Raw genomic sequence first — 19,614 nt, 5'->3', positions numbered from 1 at the left:
AGGGTTTAAAAATGTAGTGGAAGCACACGGATTCGAACCGCGGACCCTCTCGGTGTAAACGAGATGCTCTGAACCAGCTGAGCTATGCTTCCTGAAATAAAAGAAAGTAGTGGAAGCACACGGATTCGAACCGCGGACCCTCTCGGTGTAAACGAGATGCTCTGAACCAGCTGAGCTATGCTTCCGGGAAATAAAGAACTTTTAGTGGAAGCACACGGATTCGAACCGCGGACCCTCTCGGTGTAAACGAGATGCTCTGAACCAGCTGAGCTATGCTTCCTTGTAATAACTGTATGGTGACATACTGTTTTCACTAATGGATTGCAAAGGTAAACTCTGAAATCCGAACAACCAAATTTTTTACTACAATTCTTAAATCTGATTTGCATTAAATAGGGGCAATCCATTTGCAGATGCAGTATGGTTAATAAGTGCCAGGCTCTTTACCGGGTCTACTTTGCGGCAAAGCAATGCTCCCGACGCCTTTATTACTTCATAGTCTTCAAGGTCCAGTACTTTAGGACTCTTACCATCCGGAGAGTTGGCCCAATCTATATAGCGCAGTATCGGACTTACGCGGTCTCTGAATGTACTGTTGAGAATGACGGTTTGAAAAAATATTTCATCTGCACAAAATGTGGTGCGGAAAAACCGGATCAGTTCAGGATGCTGGTCTATATAGTCCAGTATATAATTAATGCAGGACTGGTCGAGCATCCACCATTGTGATCCTCCATAGGCCTTAAGTCCCAGAGGCAGCACACGCCAGCGCCCCTTAAACAGCCGGTAAGTACCATTGACCAGGTAGTAAACGCTTTTATACAATACCTTACCCGCAAAACCGGCAAGTCCTTTGCGACGGATATACAGGCGTGTCAGTTCACTACGGTGAAAGTGCCCTACCCTTTTCTTGACCTCCGGCCAGTCTTCATCAATGCTGCTATAATCTATATACTGCTGCCCTTCCTGCAGACGCTGTGCAATCTCGGCTGTAGTGTACACCGGCAGATCCTGTCCGGACAGGAAGATAACATGACCGTACTGTGGTTGCTCTGCCTTGATCTGCCTCAGCGAATTTATGGTCGCTTCGCATTGAGACCAGCCGCCCCAGTTAATCGATACACGTTGTTTAACCTGTACTGCTTTAGGATTGATCTTACTACAGTCCATAGCAGACTTCTTATCAATATTAACATACACCACTGACTGCGGACCGGACAAACAGTCGATCAGGTAGTTAAGGTACTCCAGGTGATTATGTGCATGGATAAGGTAAATCTGTTTCAAGGATAATCCGGTTTAGGAAACGAAAATAGGAAAAAGCAACGCAGGTGCCAAGCGCAACATGTTATAGAATATAGCGGACATAAAAAAAGGCAGATAGAATGCTATCTGCCTTTCTGTGGAAGCACACGGATTCGAACCGCGGACCCTCTCGGTGTAAACGAGATGCTCTGAACCAGCTGAGCTATGCTTCCCTTTTTTTGATTAAAATAATTCTTTCAAACTATTTTTGGTGCCCAGAACAGGAATCGAACCTGCACTCCGTTGCCGAAACAAGATTTTGAGTCTAGCGCGTCTACCAATTCCGCCATCTGGGCTCACACCATAAAAAAGTGGATTGCAAAGGTATAGGATAAGATTCAGAATAACAAAAATATTTTGACTTCTGCATTCCCGTCTGCATAAAAAATGGCACTGCTGTTCAGCAGTGCCATAAAGATAAAAAAGTACAGGCTTTATTTTTTGATCATTTTAATTGCAGTACCATTTTCAAATGTCAGGATATACAGGCCGGAAGCCAGTCCGGTAGTATTTACCTGAACTGCATTGCTACTCACGGTAACCTGGCGTATAACCTTTCCGGAAAGATCGGTCAATACTGCTTTAGTACCCACCAGGGAAGCATCAGGAGCTGACACTACAAACGACTGATCGAAAGGGTTTGGCGCAACAGATGCTGCATCAGCTCTGCCAAATTGCAGTACAGATACATTACTGTAGGTACGGCCACCATTTTCGTCGGTCAGCAGCAGGCGATAGTAGTTATTACCTTCTGCCGGGCTGGCATCTGTAAATGCATATTGTTGCATACCATTACCGATACCTTTCTGTGAGCCGATGGGCTCAAAGGTACGGCCGTCGCGACTGCGCTCTATCTGGTATACCGGCACAAAACCTTCTTCGGTTACGGTCCAGTTGATAACAGCTGTACGCCCTTTACCTTTCTCTGCATTGAATGCAAGCAGATACAGTGGCAATGGCAGTGCACTGGAAGTACTGGTCACACGACCCAGTGTAGTTCCTGCAAAGTCCTGACTGATAAAGCTGGAACCCATATTAACCGTACTACCGGTTGTAGTGGTCCATTGTGTCCAGGTAGAGCCGGGTGCTGCAGAAGTAAATGCCACCTGCATTAAGGCTTCTGTATTGGTACCCAGTTCTGAAATATTATAAAAGAAGCCGGCATTACCATTATATACCACCGGACTGGAAAAGTTAAATACCCTTCCGATACTGGTAGCTCCGCTAGTGCCGACAACAGGAGTGGCTGTCCTGGTCAGTACAGTTGATGTAAGGGTCAGATCCGAAGAAGGAACCAACACCAGTTCATCTGCACTTAAGGTTGTACCACTCAATATCGTCATACCCGAAGTTTCGACGCTCAGTTGTGCATGCAAGGATACAGGCAAAACTGCCGCCAGCAACAGGCCGCATATTTTGTTGTGCATAATGTAATTATTTAATGATTTTCAAATAGTTTTTCTGTCTGGCAACCATTACAGTTGCTGAATCGTCATATAATTACTTGCACCACCACTTAATGTGGCCGCACCCAGCAGGCCGAACATCTGCAACTGCAGTACATCTCCTGCAGCAAGCGTCACGATAGCCTCTGAACGGAAGTTGTTCAATGAAATCGTCGGAGAAATTGTCAGGGCAGCAATACCGGTACCATTTACAGTAACGCGTGTACTTAACAGTAATGAGGCCGTAGTAGACACGTTATAACTGATGCGATATGCACCTGCAGCAGACACCGTAAAGGCAGTGTTGCTACCATTAACCGTAATACCGCTCAGGTATTGAGCATCAGGGAGCGGAACATTCGTACCACCCAATACAACTGCAACTACCGAACTGCTGGTATTGGCTGCTGAAGCTTTTGCCAGAGAGCCGGAGCCTGCATCTGCGGTAGTGGTCATACGCAGCCATTGAGAGTTAACGTACGTCCATAAACCAATAGGCGCATCTGTCTGATACACCATCAGTCCCTGTGCCGGTGTAGCAATAGCGGTACGCTGTGTGGCCGTCATACGAGGAATAAGCAGACCTCTTGTGGTGGATTGAATGTCTAATGCGGCAGTGGAGTTAGGCGTTGGGGTTCCGATACCTACCTGCGCGCGCGCGGCGGAGAATGTCAGCCCGGCTAAGGCTGACAAAAGGATAAACTTTTGTTTCATAATTTGCTAGTGGTTAATTGTTTCGGTGTAAAGGTACCCATTAGAACAATATTTCACACAAATAAGCGAAACATAATTATTTTTTAAAGATTAACGAAAGTTAATAAGGAGCAATAAAATAAATACCAGCAAACATTTACAGCAATTATATCAAAATGCAATTACACAAATAAGAGAATTAAATAACATAATTGCTAAATAAAGGCTCAATGCTTGTCCTATGACAGGGGCAATATAAAGGGCATAGCCAGCCGGCTATGCCCGAAGATTTTTGTTTAGTTTGTATGCTGTAAACACTCTTAAATACTAACAGCGGGACAAAAATCTTGGCAGCAAAGATATGTAAATCACTAACATACATCTGATTTAAAAAGATACTTTAACATTTATCCCACTGATCCTCGTCAAATAAGCAGCAGTGAAAACATTTTCGGTTGACTTTGGAACCAGAAAAGGCAACAGTGTACCTGCAACTAATGCTCAACATAAAAAAGCCGGCTATAGAAATAGCCGGCCATTCTCCTCATAGATTAACCAAAAATCTGCTTAGTCCATGATTTATGAGAGAGCTAATGAAGAGAGTTATGAAGGGAGATTATTAGCATTATTGAATAACATTTACCTGTTGTGTATGCAAGATTCCATCTGTCCATATACTGAGCATATACACACCCGATACAATCCCCTGAAGGCTGATCATATTGTTGGCATTGGCCTGTAGCTTACCACTCCGCAGCACACGACCCAGCGCATCACGCAACTCATATACATTGCTGGTACTATTGCCCTGGAGTACGACATGCACTTCAGTATTCGCAGGATTAGGGTACACACTTATGTTGTTACTGGTACATTTTACGGCATTTATACTCATAACAGGACTGTAACCTGCACTACCGCCTGCTTCTGTAGCTTTGATACGATAGAACCATTTGCCGGATGAAGGCACAACATCTATATAGCTGGTTGCAGTGGCCGGAAGTGTAGCGACATTACTGAACGCCTGTCCGTTACTGCTGCGCTCTATAACAAATTGCGGTACGCTGTTATTGTCTGACTTGTATTCCCAGCTGAGATTTACAGCACAATTGTCAGCAGTAGCTCCTGTTCTGATAAACGTAACCGGTAATGGTACGCCAGACATGGTATAACTACCAGGTGCACATAAGCACTGTGCTGTACCCGCTGCAGTAGTCGTTTGTATCCTGGCGGTTACTAATGCACCGGTAGTGCAGAATCCGCCGGTTGGCACCGTAAGGGTAAAATCATCATAATCATTGCCACCAATAGCTACACTTTTGGTAAGGGCACGTTTTGCAAATGGTACGGTACTGCTGCCACAGAAAAACTCTACGGTATCGATATTGGCAACTGATGCTTGTGTACCGGTATTACTATACGTAAGGTGTATCGTCTGACTGGTACTGGTAGTCCAGCCTGTTGTGCCGGTACTCATACCGGTTATATTGAGGCTCGGCTTGTTCAAGGTAATAGCTGGCGACATTGCTGATGCGATCACGACACTACTACCGGTACAAGGGGTGCCATTACAACTCAGGGGGGCAATGTCGCGCTTGTAGGCTCCAGTAATGTTTACATTGCCACAACCACCACCACCACCGGGTACCACATTAAAGCTATAATTAATCGGTGTGCTGGCGGCTACGCCTAAAGGCATGGCTACTTTCACAATAGTAGTTGCTCCAGCAGTAGTTACATCGGCAGTAAATCCGGAGGTCAGTCCACCCGCATAGTTCATACCTGCAGGCAGGGTGTACATCATTGTATCACCGGCTGCGGTGCCGACACTGGTAGGTGTCGTCGTAAGCGAAACGGGAATGGTAGTACCACAAGAAGCGCTGGTGGCACTGCCAAAACCAATGGTTACACCTGCCGATCCGGAAACCGTAACGCCATTAATATTTAATGCTGCGGTAGTAGCCGTAACTCCATTACCTGTTGCAACGGAGCCACAAGGCTGGTTGCCATAGGCATTAAAAGAGAAAGATGATCCTGAAGTAAAGCCACAGGTCGTTGTAAAGTCCAGTTTAATTTTTGCTTGTCTGTCACCACCCAGCGGGCTAAAAGCGGGATTGGCCAGGGCCGTACCCAGTATACCGTTTATGCCGATGGCAGTATGAGCAGTAAGGTCTATCTTATAGCCGCCACCACCAATTGAGCTGATCGCTGCTGGCTGATAGTTGCCACTACCCAATGGATATTCTACCTGTATGGTAGAGGCCATTATTATACCTGTTGGTGGATAGAAGATTACATAAGGATTTACCAGGTTAGCCGCCTGTGCACTGTTTACGATCAGTAAAGTGCTGTCTGTAGTACACAGATCAATAGTGCTCCCTGCCCCTGGCTGACGCGCTACACTCAACTGAATCTGGCTCGGCTGAGGATCAACGTTCAACCATGTTTGTGCTGCGGTACAGGCATAGGCAGATGGATCTCCCGCAGGATAACCACTACAGTTCCATCCTGCTTTCAGCAATATGCTATCTGATGTACAGTTGGTATACTTGAAATATATTCTTGCCTGCTGTGTGCTTCCGGTAGTTAAACCTGCTGTGCTTACCTGATACCATTTGTTGCCGGTACCATAGATAGATGCAACAGGAAGCACTACATTACTTGGCTTCAGCACAACGCTGTCTATAGTAATGCCACTAGCGGCAGCTTTTTCCAGTGCCAGCCAGAGATAAGGCGCTGTTTGCGTGCTGGGGTTATTTATCTGCACATCCCAGTATTGTTGGGATTGTATGCCCTGCACTACACCGGTATTATTTTGTACTGTTACACTGGGGCGTTTGCTACCATCAATAGCCAACAAGGTGGTTGCGTTGCCATAGCTGGTAGTAACAGTCATAGGTACACCAGGATTATCGTAATAATAAGTCTTACCATAATATTGCACCAGCAATGGCAATGGGCCGGTGCTGCTGCCTGCTTCGCAGGTAGATTTGAGGCTGTATAAAATGCGGCTATCTTCCTGACTTCCTCCAGCAGAAAGGTCATTCAAAGGCCAGTTGCCTGGGTTGATAAAGGTGAGCCTTTGCCCGCTGATTACTGGTGGAGCAATATTAAATGTTCCAGTACTCCCATTATATATATCTGCCCATCTACTATAATTTATCTGTGGGTTAACGCTGGCATCATAAATTACGCCCGTGGGCAATATAACCACTACAGAATCTACCCGGTGCTTAGGGCGGAATTCATTGTTGAATACGCGGTAATTTGCACTATATCCACTGCTGTAGGAAGCACGAGGTGATACTGGTCCACAACCCACCAGTGTACTCGCTCCTCCTCCCCAGTATGAGGTTCCTACGTTTGCAAAACCTATAAAACGAATAAGGGGTACCAGGTTCAGGCAATATTGCTTTACAGTGCTGGCATCGTTACTATAAAAATAAGAATTGGCATTGGGCGCATAAGTGGGTACAGTGCCATATAACAACTGCCCGCTGTTTGTATTGGTAACGAGGTAGGTAACAGATACCCATACACTATCCCCAGTAAAGAGTGTGATGGGCAGTCCGCCCAAGCCGGTAAGGTTCCAATCCCACTGTGTATGCGTGGCAGTGCTCAGATCGGTTGGCGCAGGCATGGCCACGCTGGTAATGGTACCGGTGCCCGCCGCTTTATGATTGTATGTGCCGCTGATGAACACCAGCGTGTTTTGCCCGCTTACTTTATCCAGCTCAAAATTAAAATGCACATTGTTATACGCTACAGACGATTGCTGTGCACTGTTGGTCACCACCACAGTATCGTAAGGCAATACGGTAGCCAGTTGCAAGGCCGGTATGCTAGATGGCGTTATTCTTGTAGCAAGCGTGGCATCGGTAAAGCCCAGCGAGGTACGTTCGGCCTTGGTGAAAATATTGGCCAGCCCACCGGGGCATGGCGCAGGGCAAACGGCAGGTATTGTTTGCGAACCGCAATACAGCCGCTCTACAATATCGCCACAGCTACGGGTGTTTACATAATCCATTTCCCAGGAAAAACTTACCGAGCTGCCGCCACTACAGTTGTACACTAAATCAAACGTAAAATCATCCTGATACCACAGGTTATTTGTTCCATTAAGTTTGGTACGGAATTGCACCGTAGAACCCGAAACGGTAACATTAGCAGCATCGGCCCGGGCAAATCCCCTAAAAAAGAAGGTACCGGGTACATAAGTAACCCCCGCTGGCAACGTAAGGGTCAATTCTAAACTGTCTACAGATTGGTTTAACGCCGTTATCATTGCTGAATAATGGCTGATGGTAACCGTAAATGGTACACCATTAAAAATTTGCGGAACAGTGCTGATGTTACGGTTAGGTATAGTATATAAAGAACGCTGGCCACCGCTGCCATTACCAACAAGACTGGTAACTGATGTACCGCACATATCCGTATAGTTAACGGTAGCGCCAACCTGGTGGCTGTAATTTGCCCTTGGGCAAAGGGTGCTTGTTTTATAATTGCGATTAAAGAATATTGTAAAACTTTTACCGGGGGCAAGGTCATCGTACTGGCCATCGCCATCCAGGTCATCAAGTCCAACGCCAACACCATCAGGGTCACCACCTGTTATGGCGGTAAACTGGCTTAGTCTTGCACGCACACTTGCATTAGAAGAGTAGGCAGTGCCTAGGGTATCCACAATCAATGGAATGCCTGTGCCAGGTGCTGCTCCGAAAGTAAAATTGGACAAAAATTCACCATTGCTGGAAACAAACAGCGGACTGGAAATATCTGTAAAACCAAAGTTGGCAATTACATTGTACATAGCCCCGGCATTGCCGCCGTTGCCATTATTGGTAAACACCGATTTTGAAATACCTGGTGCAGTAGCACAGGCGCCCACGAGTGTAACATCGCTTGTAGCTATGCTTAGGTTGGGTACACCTGTGGCCATGGTCACCGCACTGGTGGCGGTTGCAATCTGGCATTGTGAAGCTTTTGTTTTGCCCCATCCGGCACCGTAAGCAGTAGCAGCATTACATTTTGCCACTTTAATGGGTTCAGCAATAATTACGGTTTCACCATTGCTTAGCCAGCTGTCACCACCAAATATTGTTGCTCCGTATATTTTGTAAAACAGCGTATCACCGCTCGTACTGCTGGGTGTGAACGATACGCCATTGGCAGTAATCGCATTGGTACCGCTGGTATTGATCATGCCACCACCAGGGTATACCATGTAATACCGTACAGTATCGGTAGCACCGTTACCACCATTAGTAATAGTGGTGGTGCGGGTGGCGGTGGTACCGATTACTGCATTGGTAAGCGCTGCCGGTGGCGTAAGTGCCAGCGATGGCGACAGCAGGTTATAAGTGTTTACCATAGCCGCCAGCTCGCTGCCATTGCTACAACCACCACTTGTAAATACATACACACTATCCTTAGCTGTAGCAAGATTGCCACAGGTTGCTCTGCGCGCTATGGTAAAAGTTATATAATCACCGGTGGCTGCAATACCACTGATGCTGAAGACCGGATTACGCAGATCGGAAATATTGCTTTCCGCAATACCAATTGCTGCAGTACCTCCTGTTTTAATGACGGTACCTGCTGCATAAGTAACTGATGCTGGTAAGGCTACCTTTACGGTTGTAGCACCGGTGCAGGCACCATTAAATACAACTTTAACGGTAAGATTACCTTGACTGTAGCCCCGGGTAAGGTCCTCGGCTGCAGTGGGGTAACTGATTGTGGGTGCCTGGGCATAGTTTCTCTGCGTACTGATTAATGAAAGCAGTATCAAAATACCTGCCATGAGCATGGTACGTTTTTGTTTTACGTGCATTTTAATGTACTATTTTAGTTATAAATAAAAAGGACAGGAATCGTGTTTTTGCTATTGACTATACACAAGTATAACAGTATCGAAATGTAGCTGACTATCACTCTAGCCAGCCACATCGAATACTAACACTCACCTCACGATCCTGCTTTTACCAGCTTAATATTGATGATTTGTTCTGTACCATTGGCATCGGCAACAACGATCTGATAAGTGCCGGCTGCCAGGCTACTCAAATCCACGAGTTCATTACTTCCGGTTGCCTTTTGTTGCAGGATTAACTGACCATTTATTCCAAAGATTTTAATGAGTTCTCCTTTATGCAGATTGGCAATCTGTATCTTATCTTTTGCAGGGTTAGGGTATACGCTTATATTCCGGCTATTGCCACATGGAGCACCTATCTTAAGGGTATTGCTATAGGTATAGGCCCCATCTTCATCGACCATCCTCAATCTGTAATAGCTGGTAGTCGATTGCGGTGCACAATTGAAATGATAAGTATTCCCTGTGCTTTTACGGGCAGCCATAACGGCACCTTCTTTATAAAAATCGCCACCATTTGCACTGCGCTCTATCTCAAAATGGCTGAGGTTTTGCTCATGAGCCGTTATCCAGCTCAATTCGGTGGTACAATCTATTGTAGCTGCAGCAAAGGAAAGGAGGCTGACAGGCAGCGGTGTATTACAAAGTGTAGAATTTAAAGTAACCGCCACATTGCGTGTAACGCAGCCACCTGCAATAACTACAGTACATACATAAGTACCATTATCTCCGGCAGAATAACTCGGGAAAACAATCTCCCTGCTGTTAGAGATAAGTGTTCCGTTCTTCTTCCAGCTATAAGTAGCATCTACCATATCCGGAACGCTAAGTGTATATGGACTTCCGACACAAGGTTGCATCGTATTTACGCTATGCAGCTGGCTGAGTTGACCAATAGTGATTTCTGTAACCGTAGCGGTACCGCAGTTATCGGTTATCCTTACAGTGTAAGAAGTATCTGCGCTAAGGCCTGTTATGGTCTCACTTCCGTCAGAGTTATTAGTCAGGTTTATATAGCTGGCATCGGTCTGCGACGTTTTTTTATAATCTACCTTCAGTGGACCTGCTCCTATAAATGAGAATATCGCACTGCCGGTTGAGAGTGGCGTACCAGCGGCATTTTCACAAACCACACCAAGTTTTTTGACAATTTGAGGACCTGAACCTCCAGGCAATATAGTAACCTGTGAGGCGTATGAATAAGGACCGCAACCAGCCATATTGGTCGTGATGGTGTAGGTGCCGGCAGGCAGATTGCTATAAGTAGCATTTCCTGTAACACCCGCTCCTACCGGAGTACCGGCACTATTGGTTATAACGTAGCTAAAAGCACCATAACCATTATAGGCTGCGTCCACAACTATATCTCCGGTTCCCCCGCAAAGCTGAGTAACACTGGCATTGGTATGCTGGACTAAAATGTCGCTTATATTAGAGGGTACTACCGCAGTAACGGTGTCTGATTGACCGCAACCATTCTCTATCTTAATATAATAAGTAGCACCTGGTATTACATTTTGCCAACCAAAGTAACCTGAACTACCTGTACTCGTTACTCCAATCATATTGGGGCTGGGAGCAATGATCGTAGCTATAGCATTCGAAAAATTGGCCATAACTCCTTCTACATATAAAGTCATACTGGTTCTTCCTTCTATTGATGTACACCCTGCATTACTTCCGATATATGCTACGGTCAGCTCATTCGGAGCACCCGAAGGTGATGTAAATACATCGCTAACCGTATTGCCGCAGGCATCTGTAGCTGTAGAGGTATAAGCATCTGCTGGTAAGCCATCAAAGCTATGAGGCAGATCTGCCAGACTATTTGCAGTATATGTACCAACAACAGTACCGGCACTGTTCTTAATTACCCAGACAACCGGGAATGTATAAAATAAGTTGACATTCACATTCAGGGAATAAGTAATAGGACTGCCTGGTGTTACACAACCATTGGACACCAGAGAGGCATTTTGTAAAAATGCTGTTTCTGCTGGAGTATAGGTATGGCAATAAGTGCAGGAAATACCACATGCTGTAGTGACTTTAAACAACAGGTTTATGCCATTAGGTATTTTTACACGAGCGTCGGTCGAGGTATTATTGTAATGATAGTTTTTTATCAGCCCCCCCTGGATGGGACTTGTACAGGTTCCGGTATTTTCATATATATCTAAGTCTATCCCTGCCGGTGGAAGGGAAGAAAGTGTTGCATTACTCAGATAAAACCGGGCATAAATAGAGTCTTGCAACTGTGCACAAGTTAAATCTCCGAACTCCAACTGTAATTGTGCGATACAAAGATTATCCGGGTAAGGATTTGCTACCGTTACTTGTTGGGTTACAAATACCCCGCAGGCATCTTTGGTGCGTACATTATAAGTACCAAAAGCAGGAGCTGTAAACGTGTTGGCCGCAGTGTAGGTTAATGTTCCATCTGCAGCTGCAGGATCCCCCTGCCAATAGGCATATGTAAACGGTGTACTGCTTCCTGTCGCAGATGTAGTTATGGTACCGCCCGGAGCACTGCCACTACATACATTGGTTACTGTAGAACTGGCTGCCACCGGAGTATAACTGTTGGGAATAGTGATGCCCGTTGTCGCAAAAATACCAGGGTCTGCCTGGCAGGCTACTTTAACGGTATAAGATCCAGGCAACAAGCCAATAAATACATTGCTATTCTGTGCCGAAGTAGGATAACCTGCAGGGCCGCTCGTGATCTGGTAAGTAGCTCCTGTACCGGCTGTGGCATTAATCGTAAAGCCTCCGTTAGACGGACATGATGCCGTAGTGACATTTACAGAGCTGATACTGATGCTTGCAGGGCATTGGGCATAACTGCCTGGCATGCCGATTAATGAAAGCAGGAAGGCAAGACCTGCGATCAGCATAGTGCGATTTTGTTTTACGTTCATTTCAAGGTATTATTTAGTTTATGAATAATAAGGGCAGGATCGTATTTAGTCCTATTGACTAAACACAATGTAACCGTGTGAAAATGTAGCTGACTATTATGCTAGCCAGCCACATTGAAGAATAACACTCAACTCACGATCCTGCTTTTACCAACTTAATATTGATGACTTGTTCCGTACCGTCGGTAACAATGACCTGATAAGTACCGGTGGCCAGGCTGCTCAGGTCCAGCAGTTCATTGCTTCCTGCTGCCATTTGTTGCAGTATTAACTGACCCGTTATTCCGAAGATTTTAATCATCTCCCCTTTATGAAGATTCGTTATATGTAGCCTATCCTTTACAGGATTTGGATATATGTTTATGTTTAGTTCACTGTTACCGGGAGCTCCTATTTTCAGGGTATTGCTATAGGTATAGGACCCATCTTCATCGACCATTCTCAATCTGTAATAGCTGGTGATTGATTGCGGTGCACAATTGAAATGATAGTTAGGTTCAATACTATTCTGAGCAGATAATACGGTACCCTCCTTATAGAAATCATTTCCATCAGCACTCCACTCTACTTCAAAATGACTGAGGTTTTGCTCATGAGCCGTTATCCAGTTCAGTACAGTATTACCATACTCTGCATGTGCAGTAAAGGACAAGAGTGATACTGGTAATGGTGTTGATGAGGTAATCGTATAGGAAACAAGTGGACTTGTTTTCCCGGCAGCATCTGTAATGGAGTACGTAAATCCAACCGGACTACCAGAAATACCGCTGCCCACTTGTCCGTAGATCACCAGTTTCGCAGGATCATAGTTGCTGATTACCGTATTGGCGGTAAGCAATACAGGTCCTGCACCGAAGTTGTAATACAATTTTGTATTACTGTTAATCGCTCCGACAGTAAAGGTTTTACCTGTATTACAGGCATCCGCTGCAAGACAGTCTTCAGGATCGCTACCAGACAGTTGTCCGCCGGTATTATTATACCCGGTTAGGTTTGTACTGGATGTGGCAATGGATACATATCCGGCCACAGCCGGATAACCTGCTTGTGGTAAACTTGCAAAAGCGCCCGATGCTACCGTAAATGATTTTGCTGTAGCGGTTGGCAGTTGCTCCACCCCAAAGTTGGCCTGAGTAATATTGCCCGATACCGTACCCAGAGACAGTACCCCATTCGGAGCACCATCGTTACCGGCACAGCCTGCACTGGCCACACAGTTTTGCTCGCCTGTGTTTCCCCAGCCAGCTTGCAAAGCTATAACCGGCACCGTGGTTTGTCCTACTGAAATTATATTAGAAGTAAGGTATACACTATAATTATTTTCTGCTTTTACACTAAAGCTATAAGCACCGCTGGCACTTACCGGTACAGTGGCCACGACCTTTCCTGTAGTGAAATCATATAAAACAGCGTTCAGGCCTCCGGCATTTGTACCGGTACCATCTACAGTATTAGCGGGTGTACCCTGCAGTCCGTTTGCATCGTCATACACATGACCGGAAATAGTGATCGGACATGCCGTTAAGCTTACCGAGGCAATACCGAAGTCATCTGCTGCATCGCCCGATGAAGTACCGCCCGGGTCAAATTCCATAACGAGATTACTGTTATTGGGCACAGAGGATGGTAGCGCTATCTCCCAGTTGGCTAAATTAATGACGCCAAATGGCTGCGGACTTGCTCCATAGTCAAAAGTGTATCCATTCGCGACACTCCCTGTTGCTCCATTCAAATAATTAACGGTAGCAATATGTCCGTCGGTAGCCGTAGTACCATCTGTAGTAACGGTTGCATAAGTAACTCCACCATACTTAACGGAGAGTACGCTCGCCTTGCCGTAATTGCTAATTGCCGGAGAACCTGCAATCCCGTTTCTGACGCCAAGGTTTACGGTCACTACAGCACCTGAACCCAGCGGATTTACGCCTGTAAAAGCATGGGTAAATGTTTGCGTATTGGAATTGTCATGAATATATGTATCATTGGATCCGACATCAATGATCCCACTCCCTGAAGCCACCCAACCATTAAAGTTGAGTGATGTTATACTAACCGTACCGCTCGGAATGTTCGTAAAAATAAACCTGGTATCGGCCATGAGTTCAGTAGTAGCACATGGTACAGAGGCCGCTGCAAGTGTTTTTTTGAAAGGAATGGCCAGCATGGCACATAACATAGACCATTTTACAATGCTGGGTCTTAGGGGGATACCCATAATCGTCTGCGCCATAAAAGTTGGCTCAAACCTGTGTTTGATAAAATTGCTCATTTAAATCTGCTCAATTAATAATTAATGAATATTTGCAGGTAATTACTTTTTTTCGGTAATTTTATGACTGTTACTATCTCTTCATTTATAGTAACAAGTCTTGCAAATAATTTATCTCTTCTATACGGCCACAAAATTATCGGGCTAAAAAAACACTTTTTATCCCCCGATTTTGTATATTTTATACCATAATAATAGTAGACACATACTTACATTATGCTATGTCCATATTCTTAAAATCAATAAATCTTTGTAAAAACGGATGACAGATTTCTTTAGCAAGCTTAATGAATTGAAGGTCATTATATTAGATGATCACTTACTTTTAACGGAAGGCTTAATCGAGTTATTAAAGCGCATGATGCCTGCTGCGGAGATCAATGCGTATGCCCAGGTAGACCTGGCCAAGGCTGCAATGAAACTCAGTGCATACGATTTTCTGCTTTGTGATGTGATAATACCCGGCGACAATATAGAAGAGTTTGTTATTTACTGCCGCAAAAACTACCCTGATCTGATTATTATCATGCTGACCAGTGTGATTGAAACCGATACGGTCCGGAAATTCTTCAGCTATAATGTAAACGGATATATGAGTAAAGGGACAAACTTCTCTGAGTTCAAAATGGCATTAGAAAAAACGTATAAAGGCCAGACGTATATAAGCAGCGACCTGAGTGGTCGTTTGGTATCCAGCATGTTTTTCGAAAAAGAATCGGGCTTAACACCTAAGGAGCTGGGCCTCCTGCGCCTGATCGCTGCCGGACACAATACTGATAAAATGGCTGCTATACTGCATATTAGCCCACATACGGTCTCTGCTCATCGCAGAAGCATTATGAATAAACTGGGTATTCATACCTCAGCAGGCCTGGTGAAATATGCCTTTGAGCATAAGATTATCTAGCGGCTTACCAAACAACTTAATACAGCAATATTTTATGAAATATAATTGTATGCTCCTATGGGTACTGTGCATGTTGACATTTACCTGCTGTTTTCCTTCCGGCTTGTATGCGCAGCAGACCAATACAATTGATCAGCATTGGCAAAGGCTCAACCAGCAGTATAAAAAAGGAGCCATAAAATCGGCGCGGTACCTGGACATAGTGGATAGCCTTACTATGACAGATATAGCAAACCCTCATTTGAAAGAGTATTTGCAAACGTACAAAGAGCTGGTCTGGAAAAATGATCCGACAAATATGCGGCGCAGGAGGTATTATTATTTCCTGATCGCTAATGCGAAGGTCAATGGTCAGAGTGGAAAGGAACTATATTATGTTGAGAAGTTTGTAAAAGAACCGGGAGCCAATGATCCCAGTCACTACCGCAATGTAATCAAAATGCAGCTCTTTGTAGCTGCAAGTGATATCAATAATGCTGCTGCCGCTTTTGAGGCAGATACTCTATACTACAATCGCATACCCAATCAAATCGCTAATGGAACCTATAAAGGAGACCCTCAGTCTGATCAGTTTCTTTTCTACCAGATGGCACCCGTTTTTTTCGAGTTAAAAGATTCTGCCCGGCTATCCCACCTGATCAGCATGGCTGAACAGACTTATCACAACTTCATTAAGATAAAAGGAATTTCGTCCTGGGATCAGCAGATGTGTTATGCGTTGTTAAGGGCTACAAAATGCTTTGGCTACCGGCAGCAAAATAAAACCGATTCGGCGGAGAAGGTATTAAAAGAGTTAATCGCTTATGCCAGCCTTCCCACAGACAAGCTCGAGACCGGAAAAGTCATTCTGCAACAACAACTACAGCAACAGCTGCTGCAAAATGTTACCGGTCAATTGCTGGACTTTTACATTTCTATAAAAGAGATTGACAGTGCCCGAAAGTATCAGCAAATTGCAGAAACGCTGGCAGGTGTTGATTTTATTGAAGATGATGTGGCATTGCTGATGAGCAGAAGTCAGATACAGGCCCTCTCCGGCGACTATAAAAGTGCATTCAGTACTATGGAGTCCATCTTTCAGAAAACGGATACCCTTTTAAAAAGAAAAACGGTAGAGATCTCCGAAAACATGTATGCCCAGGCACTTGCTGAAGATAAAAAAGAAGAGGCCACGCTGCTCCTTGCAGAAAAACGAAAATTAAGCGCCATCGCAACGCTCGGCGCTATAATACTCATATTGATCATTGCATTGCTATATTATCGTGGCAAGGCCAAAGAAAGAAAGGCAAAGCAATCAATTGATGGCTTAAACAGGGCGACTGCATTGCAGATAGCCGAACTGGAAGAAAGAAACAGAATAGAGCAGCAATTAGAAAAGAAAAAGCTGGGGCTGGAACTGCATGATGGCCTGGCAAACCAGCTGGCACACCTGAAAATGCTTAGTGAAATAGCCATTTTAGATATTGGCAAACCCGGTACCATAAATACTCTTACTAAAATAAATGAATTAATAAACACTGCTTACGAAACAACCCGGGATAAAAGTCATGACTGGTACAAGATCAAAGAAGATACATCTTATGCAGCTAAAATAAGCGGCATTGTGCAGAATGCCTTGCCGGACGAGCTGTTTCAAAAGGAGATTTCTATTGATGATTACCACTTGAATACCTTACCGCTGTCTACCAAAATAGAATTAATGTATATCATCCAGGAGTCTATTACCAATGTACTCAAACATGCAAGATGTACTAAAGTTATGCTCCTTATATATGAGGAATTCGAGCACCTGGTCTTCCGCATAAAAGACAATGGCAGAGGGCTTGAGAGCAGATCAAAATCGGGGATTGGTCTGACAAGCATCAAAGAAAGGTGCGCAGAGCTTAAGGCAAAGCTTGGCATCAGCTCGGATAAGGAGGGAACGGAAATTGTAGTAACGATTCCACTTCATCTGTCAATGTAAAGAACCTATCCGAATTGTTTACCTAAGATCAGCCCAAAAGCAAAAGGCCCCACAGTGCTGTGAGGCCTTTATTATCTCCTTTTGAATTGCCCGTAACTTAACCGTATCAATTCAAATAATGACCTGTTATGTTAAGATGAGTCCTATGGTTATTGTTTCGCTACAGAAGAATTGAAATATTTTTTCTTCAGCCATAAAGCCAGGTTGACCAGGGCAATCAGTGCCGGCACTTCTACCAATGGGCCGATTACGCCTACAAATGCCTGCCCGCTGTTGATCCCGAATACACCTATAGCTACTGCAATCGCCAGCTCAAAATTGTTTCCGGCCGCAGTAAAGGCAATTGAGGCACTTTTGGAATAATCAGCCCCCATCCGCTTACCCGCAAAAAAGCTCACGACAAACATAATAATGAAATAGATAACCAGCGGAATGGCAATTCGAACCACATCCATCGGTATTTGTACAATCAATTCTCCCTTAAGGCTGAACATGACCACAATAGTGAATAAGAGTGCAATGAGGGTTATTGGCGAAATAAAAGGAATGTATGTACGCTGAAACCAATCTGATCCTTTCAGCCTGATCAGTACATAACGACTGATCAATCCTGCGGCAAAAGGAATACCAAGGTATATACCTACACTTTTGGCTATTTCACCAATAGTAATATTTACTTCCAGTCCCTTTATACCAAAGAATGGGGGCAATACAGTAATAAAAATATAGGCATATACACTGTATAACAATACCTGAAAAATGCTGTTCAATGCGATCAGTCCTGCTGCATATTCCCGGTTACCTTCTGCCAGCTCATTCCAGACCACGACCATGGCTATACAGCGGGCCAGCCCGATCAGTATCAATCCGGTCATATATTCCGGATAACCTTTCATAAATACAATCGCCAGGACGAACATCAGGATTGGTCCAACGATCCAGTTCAGGAAAAGAGAAGTACCCAGCACCTTAGTGTTTTTAAACACCTTCCCCATTTGCTCATAACGCACCTTCGCCAATGGAGGGTACATCATCAGCATCAGTCCGATCGCCAGGGGCACATTAGTAGTACCGCTGGAAAAAGAATTGATAAAGGAAGCAGAGGAAGGGACAAAGTAACCAATACTGACACCGACTGCCATAGCCAGAAAGATCCAGAGGGTAAGGTACCGGTCCAGGAAACTAAGTTTTTTGCGTTCGTGCGCAGGAGCACAATGATCTGCTGACATTTACTTAAGATTATCTGTTACGAATTGCTGTGCATATTGTTTAATGGTATTTCTTACCGCCCGAAAAACTTCATTGATTTCTTCCTCAGTACCGGCAGCTTTAGCCGGATCTGTAAAGTTTTCATGAAACTTTTTCGCTTTTGAGGGGAAGAAGGGGCAACGCTCTTTGGCATGATCGCATACAGTGATGACATAATCAAAATCTACTCCCTGATACTCGGTAATATTGTTGGAAGTATGCCCGGAGATGTCAATTCCATCTTCTGCCATGATTGTTATAGCTTTGGGATTGACACCATGGGTTTCTACTCCGGCACTATATACCTGTGCTTTGTCGCCGGCAAAGTACCGCAAATACCCTTCAGCAATCTGGCTACGGCAACTGTTTCCGGTACAGAGTACTAATATTTTCTTCATTGTTTATATGATTTTAATGCTTTTTATAATAATAAAAATCCCGGATTAACAGCAGCCCCCGCCAGGAGTACAGCTATTCTGTCCGGATACGGGAAGTTCCGACAGGTTCAATTTTGTCTTTTTCTCTGGCACACCACATTTATCCATAGCAAGACAAGCAGTCTGTTTAGCCAGTAACTGGAAATGAACTCCATCAAAGCCCAGATCATACTTGCCAATAGTTTCAGCCTGGTATTCCACTTCAATGTCCAGATCCTCCATTCCCAGCACCTTTTCGGAAAGGGCAATAATACTGAGCAGCTTACCTGCCTTCAAACGATGTTCATAATCATTGGCATCCCAAAGCTGGAAATTTGCCACTTTTTCATGACGGACAGTTCCCCCGCAATCAATAAAATCTTTAGTGATTATACCCACCTCTGTTACGTGAAAATGCTCTGGCACCAGGGTACCATCAGGCAATTGAAAATTTACGCTTCCTGCAGTTGCAAGGATTGTTTTAATTTCTGAAAGTTTCATAGATAAATTTTTAAAGATTAAAATTATCGCTTAATTGCAATATTACGATTAATTGATTTAAACAATCA

At 44.5% G+C, this 19,614-nt stretch carries 11 protein-coding genes and 5 tRNA genes; 2 read left to right on the top strand and 14 right to left on the bottom strand.

The features are described 5' to 3' along the window. Window positions 1–17: 17 nt before the first annotated feature. From EMP01_RS06480 to EMP01_RS06430, 11 genes are all read right to left on the bottom strand, one after another. Window positions 18–92, bottom strand: a tRNA-Val gene (locus EMP01_RS06480). Between the two features lie 18 nt (window positions 93–110). Continuing rightward, a tRNA-Val gene (locus tag EMP01_RS06475) sits at window positions 111–185 on the bottom strand. A 20-nt stretch (window positions 186–205) separates the two neighbouring features. Then, window positions 206–280: transfer RNA gene (locus tag EMP01_RS06470), tRNA-Val, on the bottom strand. 92 nt (window positions 281–372) lie between these two features. Then, on the bottom strand, window positions 373–1,287 hold the full coding sequence (locus EMP01_RS06465; protein WP_129020697.1) for a beta-1,6-N-acetylglucosaminyltransferase: 915 nt from the start codon (window positions 1,285–1,287) through the stop codon (window positions 373–375). Window positions 1,288–1,403: 116 nt separating this feature from the next. Next, window positions 1,404–1,478: transfer RNA gene (locus EMP01_RS06460), tRNA-Val, on the bottom strand. A 36-nt stretch (window positions 1,479–1,514) separates the two neighbouring features. Then, window positions 1,515–1,601: transfer RNA gene (locus tag EMP01_RS06455), tRNA-Leu, on the bottom strand. A 138-nt stretch (window positions 1,602–1,739) separates the two neighbouring features. After that, the gene (locus EMP01_RS06450) at window positions 1,740–2,732 is read right to left on the bottom strand and encodes a T9SS type A sorting domain-containing protein (protein WP_129020696.1); all 993 of its coding nucleotides are present in this window, start codon (window positions 2,730–2,732) and stop codon (window positions 1,740–1,742) included. A 48-nt stretch (window positions 2,733–2,780) separates the two neighbouring features. Next, window positions 2,781–3,464: a BclA C-terminal domain-containing protein gene (locus EMP01_RS15610; RefSeq protein WP_202616015.1), complete on the bottom strand. Its 684-nt coding sequence runs from the start codon at window positions 3,462–3,464 to the stop codon at window positions 2,781–2,783. A 604-nt stretch (window positions 3,465–4,068) separates the two neighbouring features. Beyond that, window positions 4,069–9,279 carry a T9SS type A sorting domain-containing protein gene (locus EMP01_RS06440; protein ID WP_129020695.1) on the bottom strand — a complete coding sequence of 1,737 codons (5,211 nt, stop codon included), beginning with the start codon at window positions 9,277–9,279 and terminating at the stop codon, window positions 4,069–4,071. Window positions 9,280–9,413: 134 nt separating this feature from the next. After that, complete coding sequence (locus tag EMP01_RS06435) at window positions 9,414–12,242, bottom strand: T9SS type A sorting domain-containing protein (RefSeq protein ID WP_129020694.1); 2,829 nt, start codon at window positions 12,240–12,242, stop codon at window positions 9,414–9,416. A 133-nt stretch (window positions 12,243–12,375) separates the two neighbouring features. Next, complete coding sequence (locus tag EMP01_RS06430) at window positions 12,376–14,511, bottom strand: T9SS type A sorting domain-containing protein (protein ID WP_129020693.1); 2,136 nt, start codon at window positions 14,509–14,511, stop codon at window positions 12,376–12,378. A 262-nt stretch (window positions 14,512–14,773) separates the two neighbouring features. Between EMP01_RS06430 and EMP01_RS06425 the strand changes: the two genes are divergently transcribed. Then, window positions 14,774–15,418, top strand: a complete 645-nt coding sequence (locus tag EMP01_RS06425) for a LuxR C-terminal-related transcriptional regulator (RefSeq protein ID WP_129020692.1) — start codon at window positions 14,774–14,776, stop codon at window positions 15,416–15,418. A 34-nt stretch (window positions 15,419–15,452) separates the two neighbouring features. Beyond that, complete coding sequence (locus EMP01_RS06420) at window positions 15,453–17,381, top strand: sensor histidine kinase (RefSeq protein ID WP_161971237.1); 1,929 nt, start codon at window positions 15,453–15,455, stop codon at window positions 17,379–17,381. Between the two features lie 149 nt (window positions 17,382–17,530). On the opposite strand, the gene arsB is transcribed toward EMP01_RS06420, so the two are convergent. Genes arsB through EMP01_RS06405 form a run of 3 tightly spaced genes read right to left on the bottom strand, consistent with a single transcriptional unit; the run spans window position 17,531 to window position 19,546 of the window. Beyond that, the gene (gene arsB / locus EMP01_RS06415) at window positions 17,531–18,610 is read right to left on the bottom strand and encodes an ACR3 family arsenite efflux transporter (RefSeq protein ID WP_129020690.1); all 1,080 of its coding nucleotides are present in this window, start codon (window positions 18,608–18,610) and stop codon (window positions 17,531–17,533) included. After that, window positions 18,611–19,027: an arsenate reductase ArsC gene (locus tag EMP01_RS06410; RefSeq protein WP_129020689.1), complete on the bottom strand. Its 417-nt coding sequence runs from the start codon at window positions 19,025–19,027 to the stop codon at window positions 18,611–18,613. Between the two features lie 45 nt (window positions 19,028–19,072). After that, window positions 19,073–19,546, bottom strand: a complete 474-nt coding sequence (locus EMP01_RS06405; protein ID WP_129020688.1) for a DUF6428 family protein — start codon at window positions 19,544–19,546, stop codon at window positions 19,073–19,075. Window positions 19,547–19,614: the final 68 nt, after the last annotated feature.

Origin of the sequence: Edaphocola flava, assembly GCF_004118155.1 — a bacterium.
Taxonomy (GTDB): domain Bacteria; phylum Bacteroidota; class Bacteroidia; order Chitinophagales; family Chitinophagaceae; genus Edaphocola; species Edaphocola flava.
Note: the sequence above shows the minus strand (reverse complement) of the source record. Positions and strands in the feature narration are given on the sequence as shown.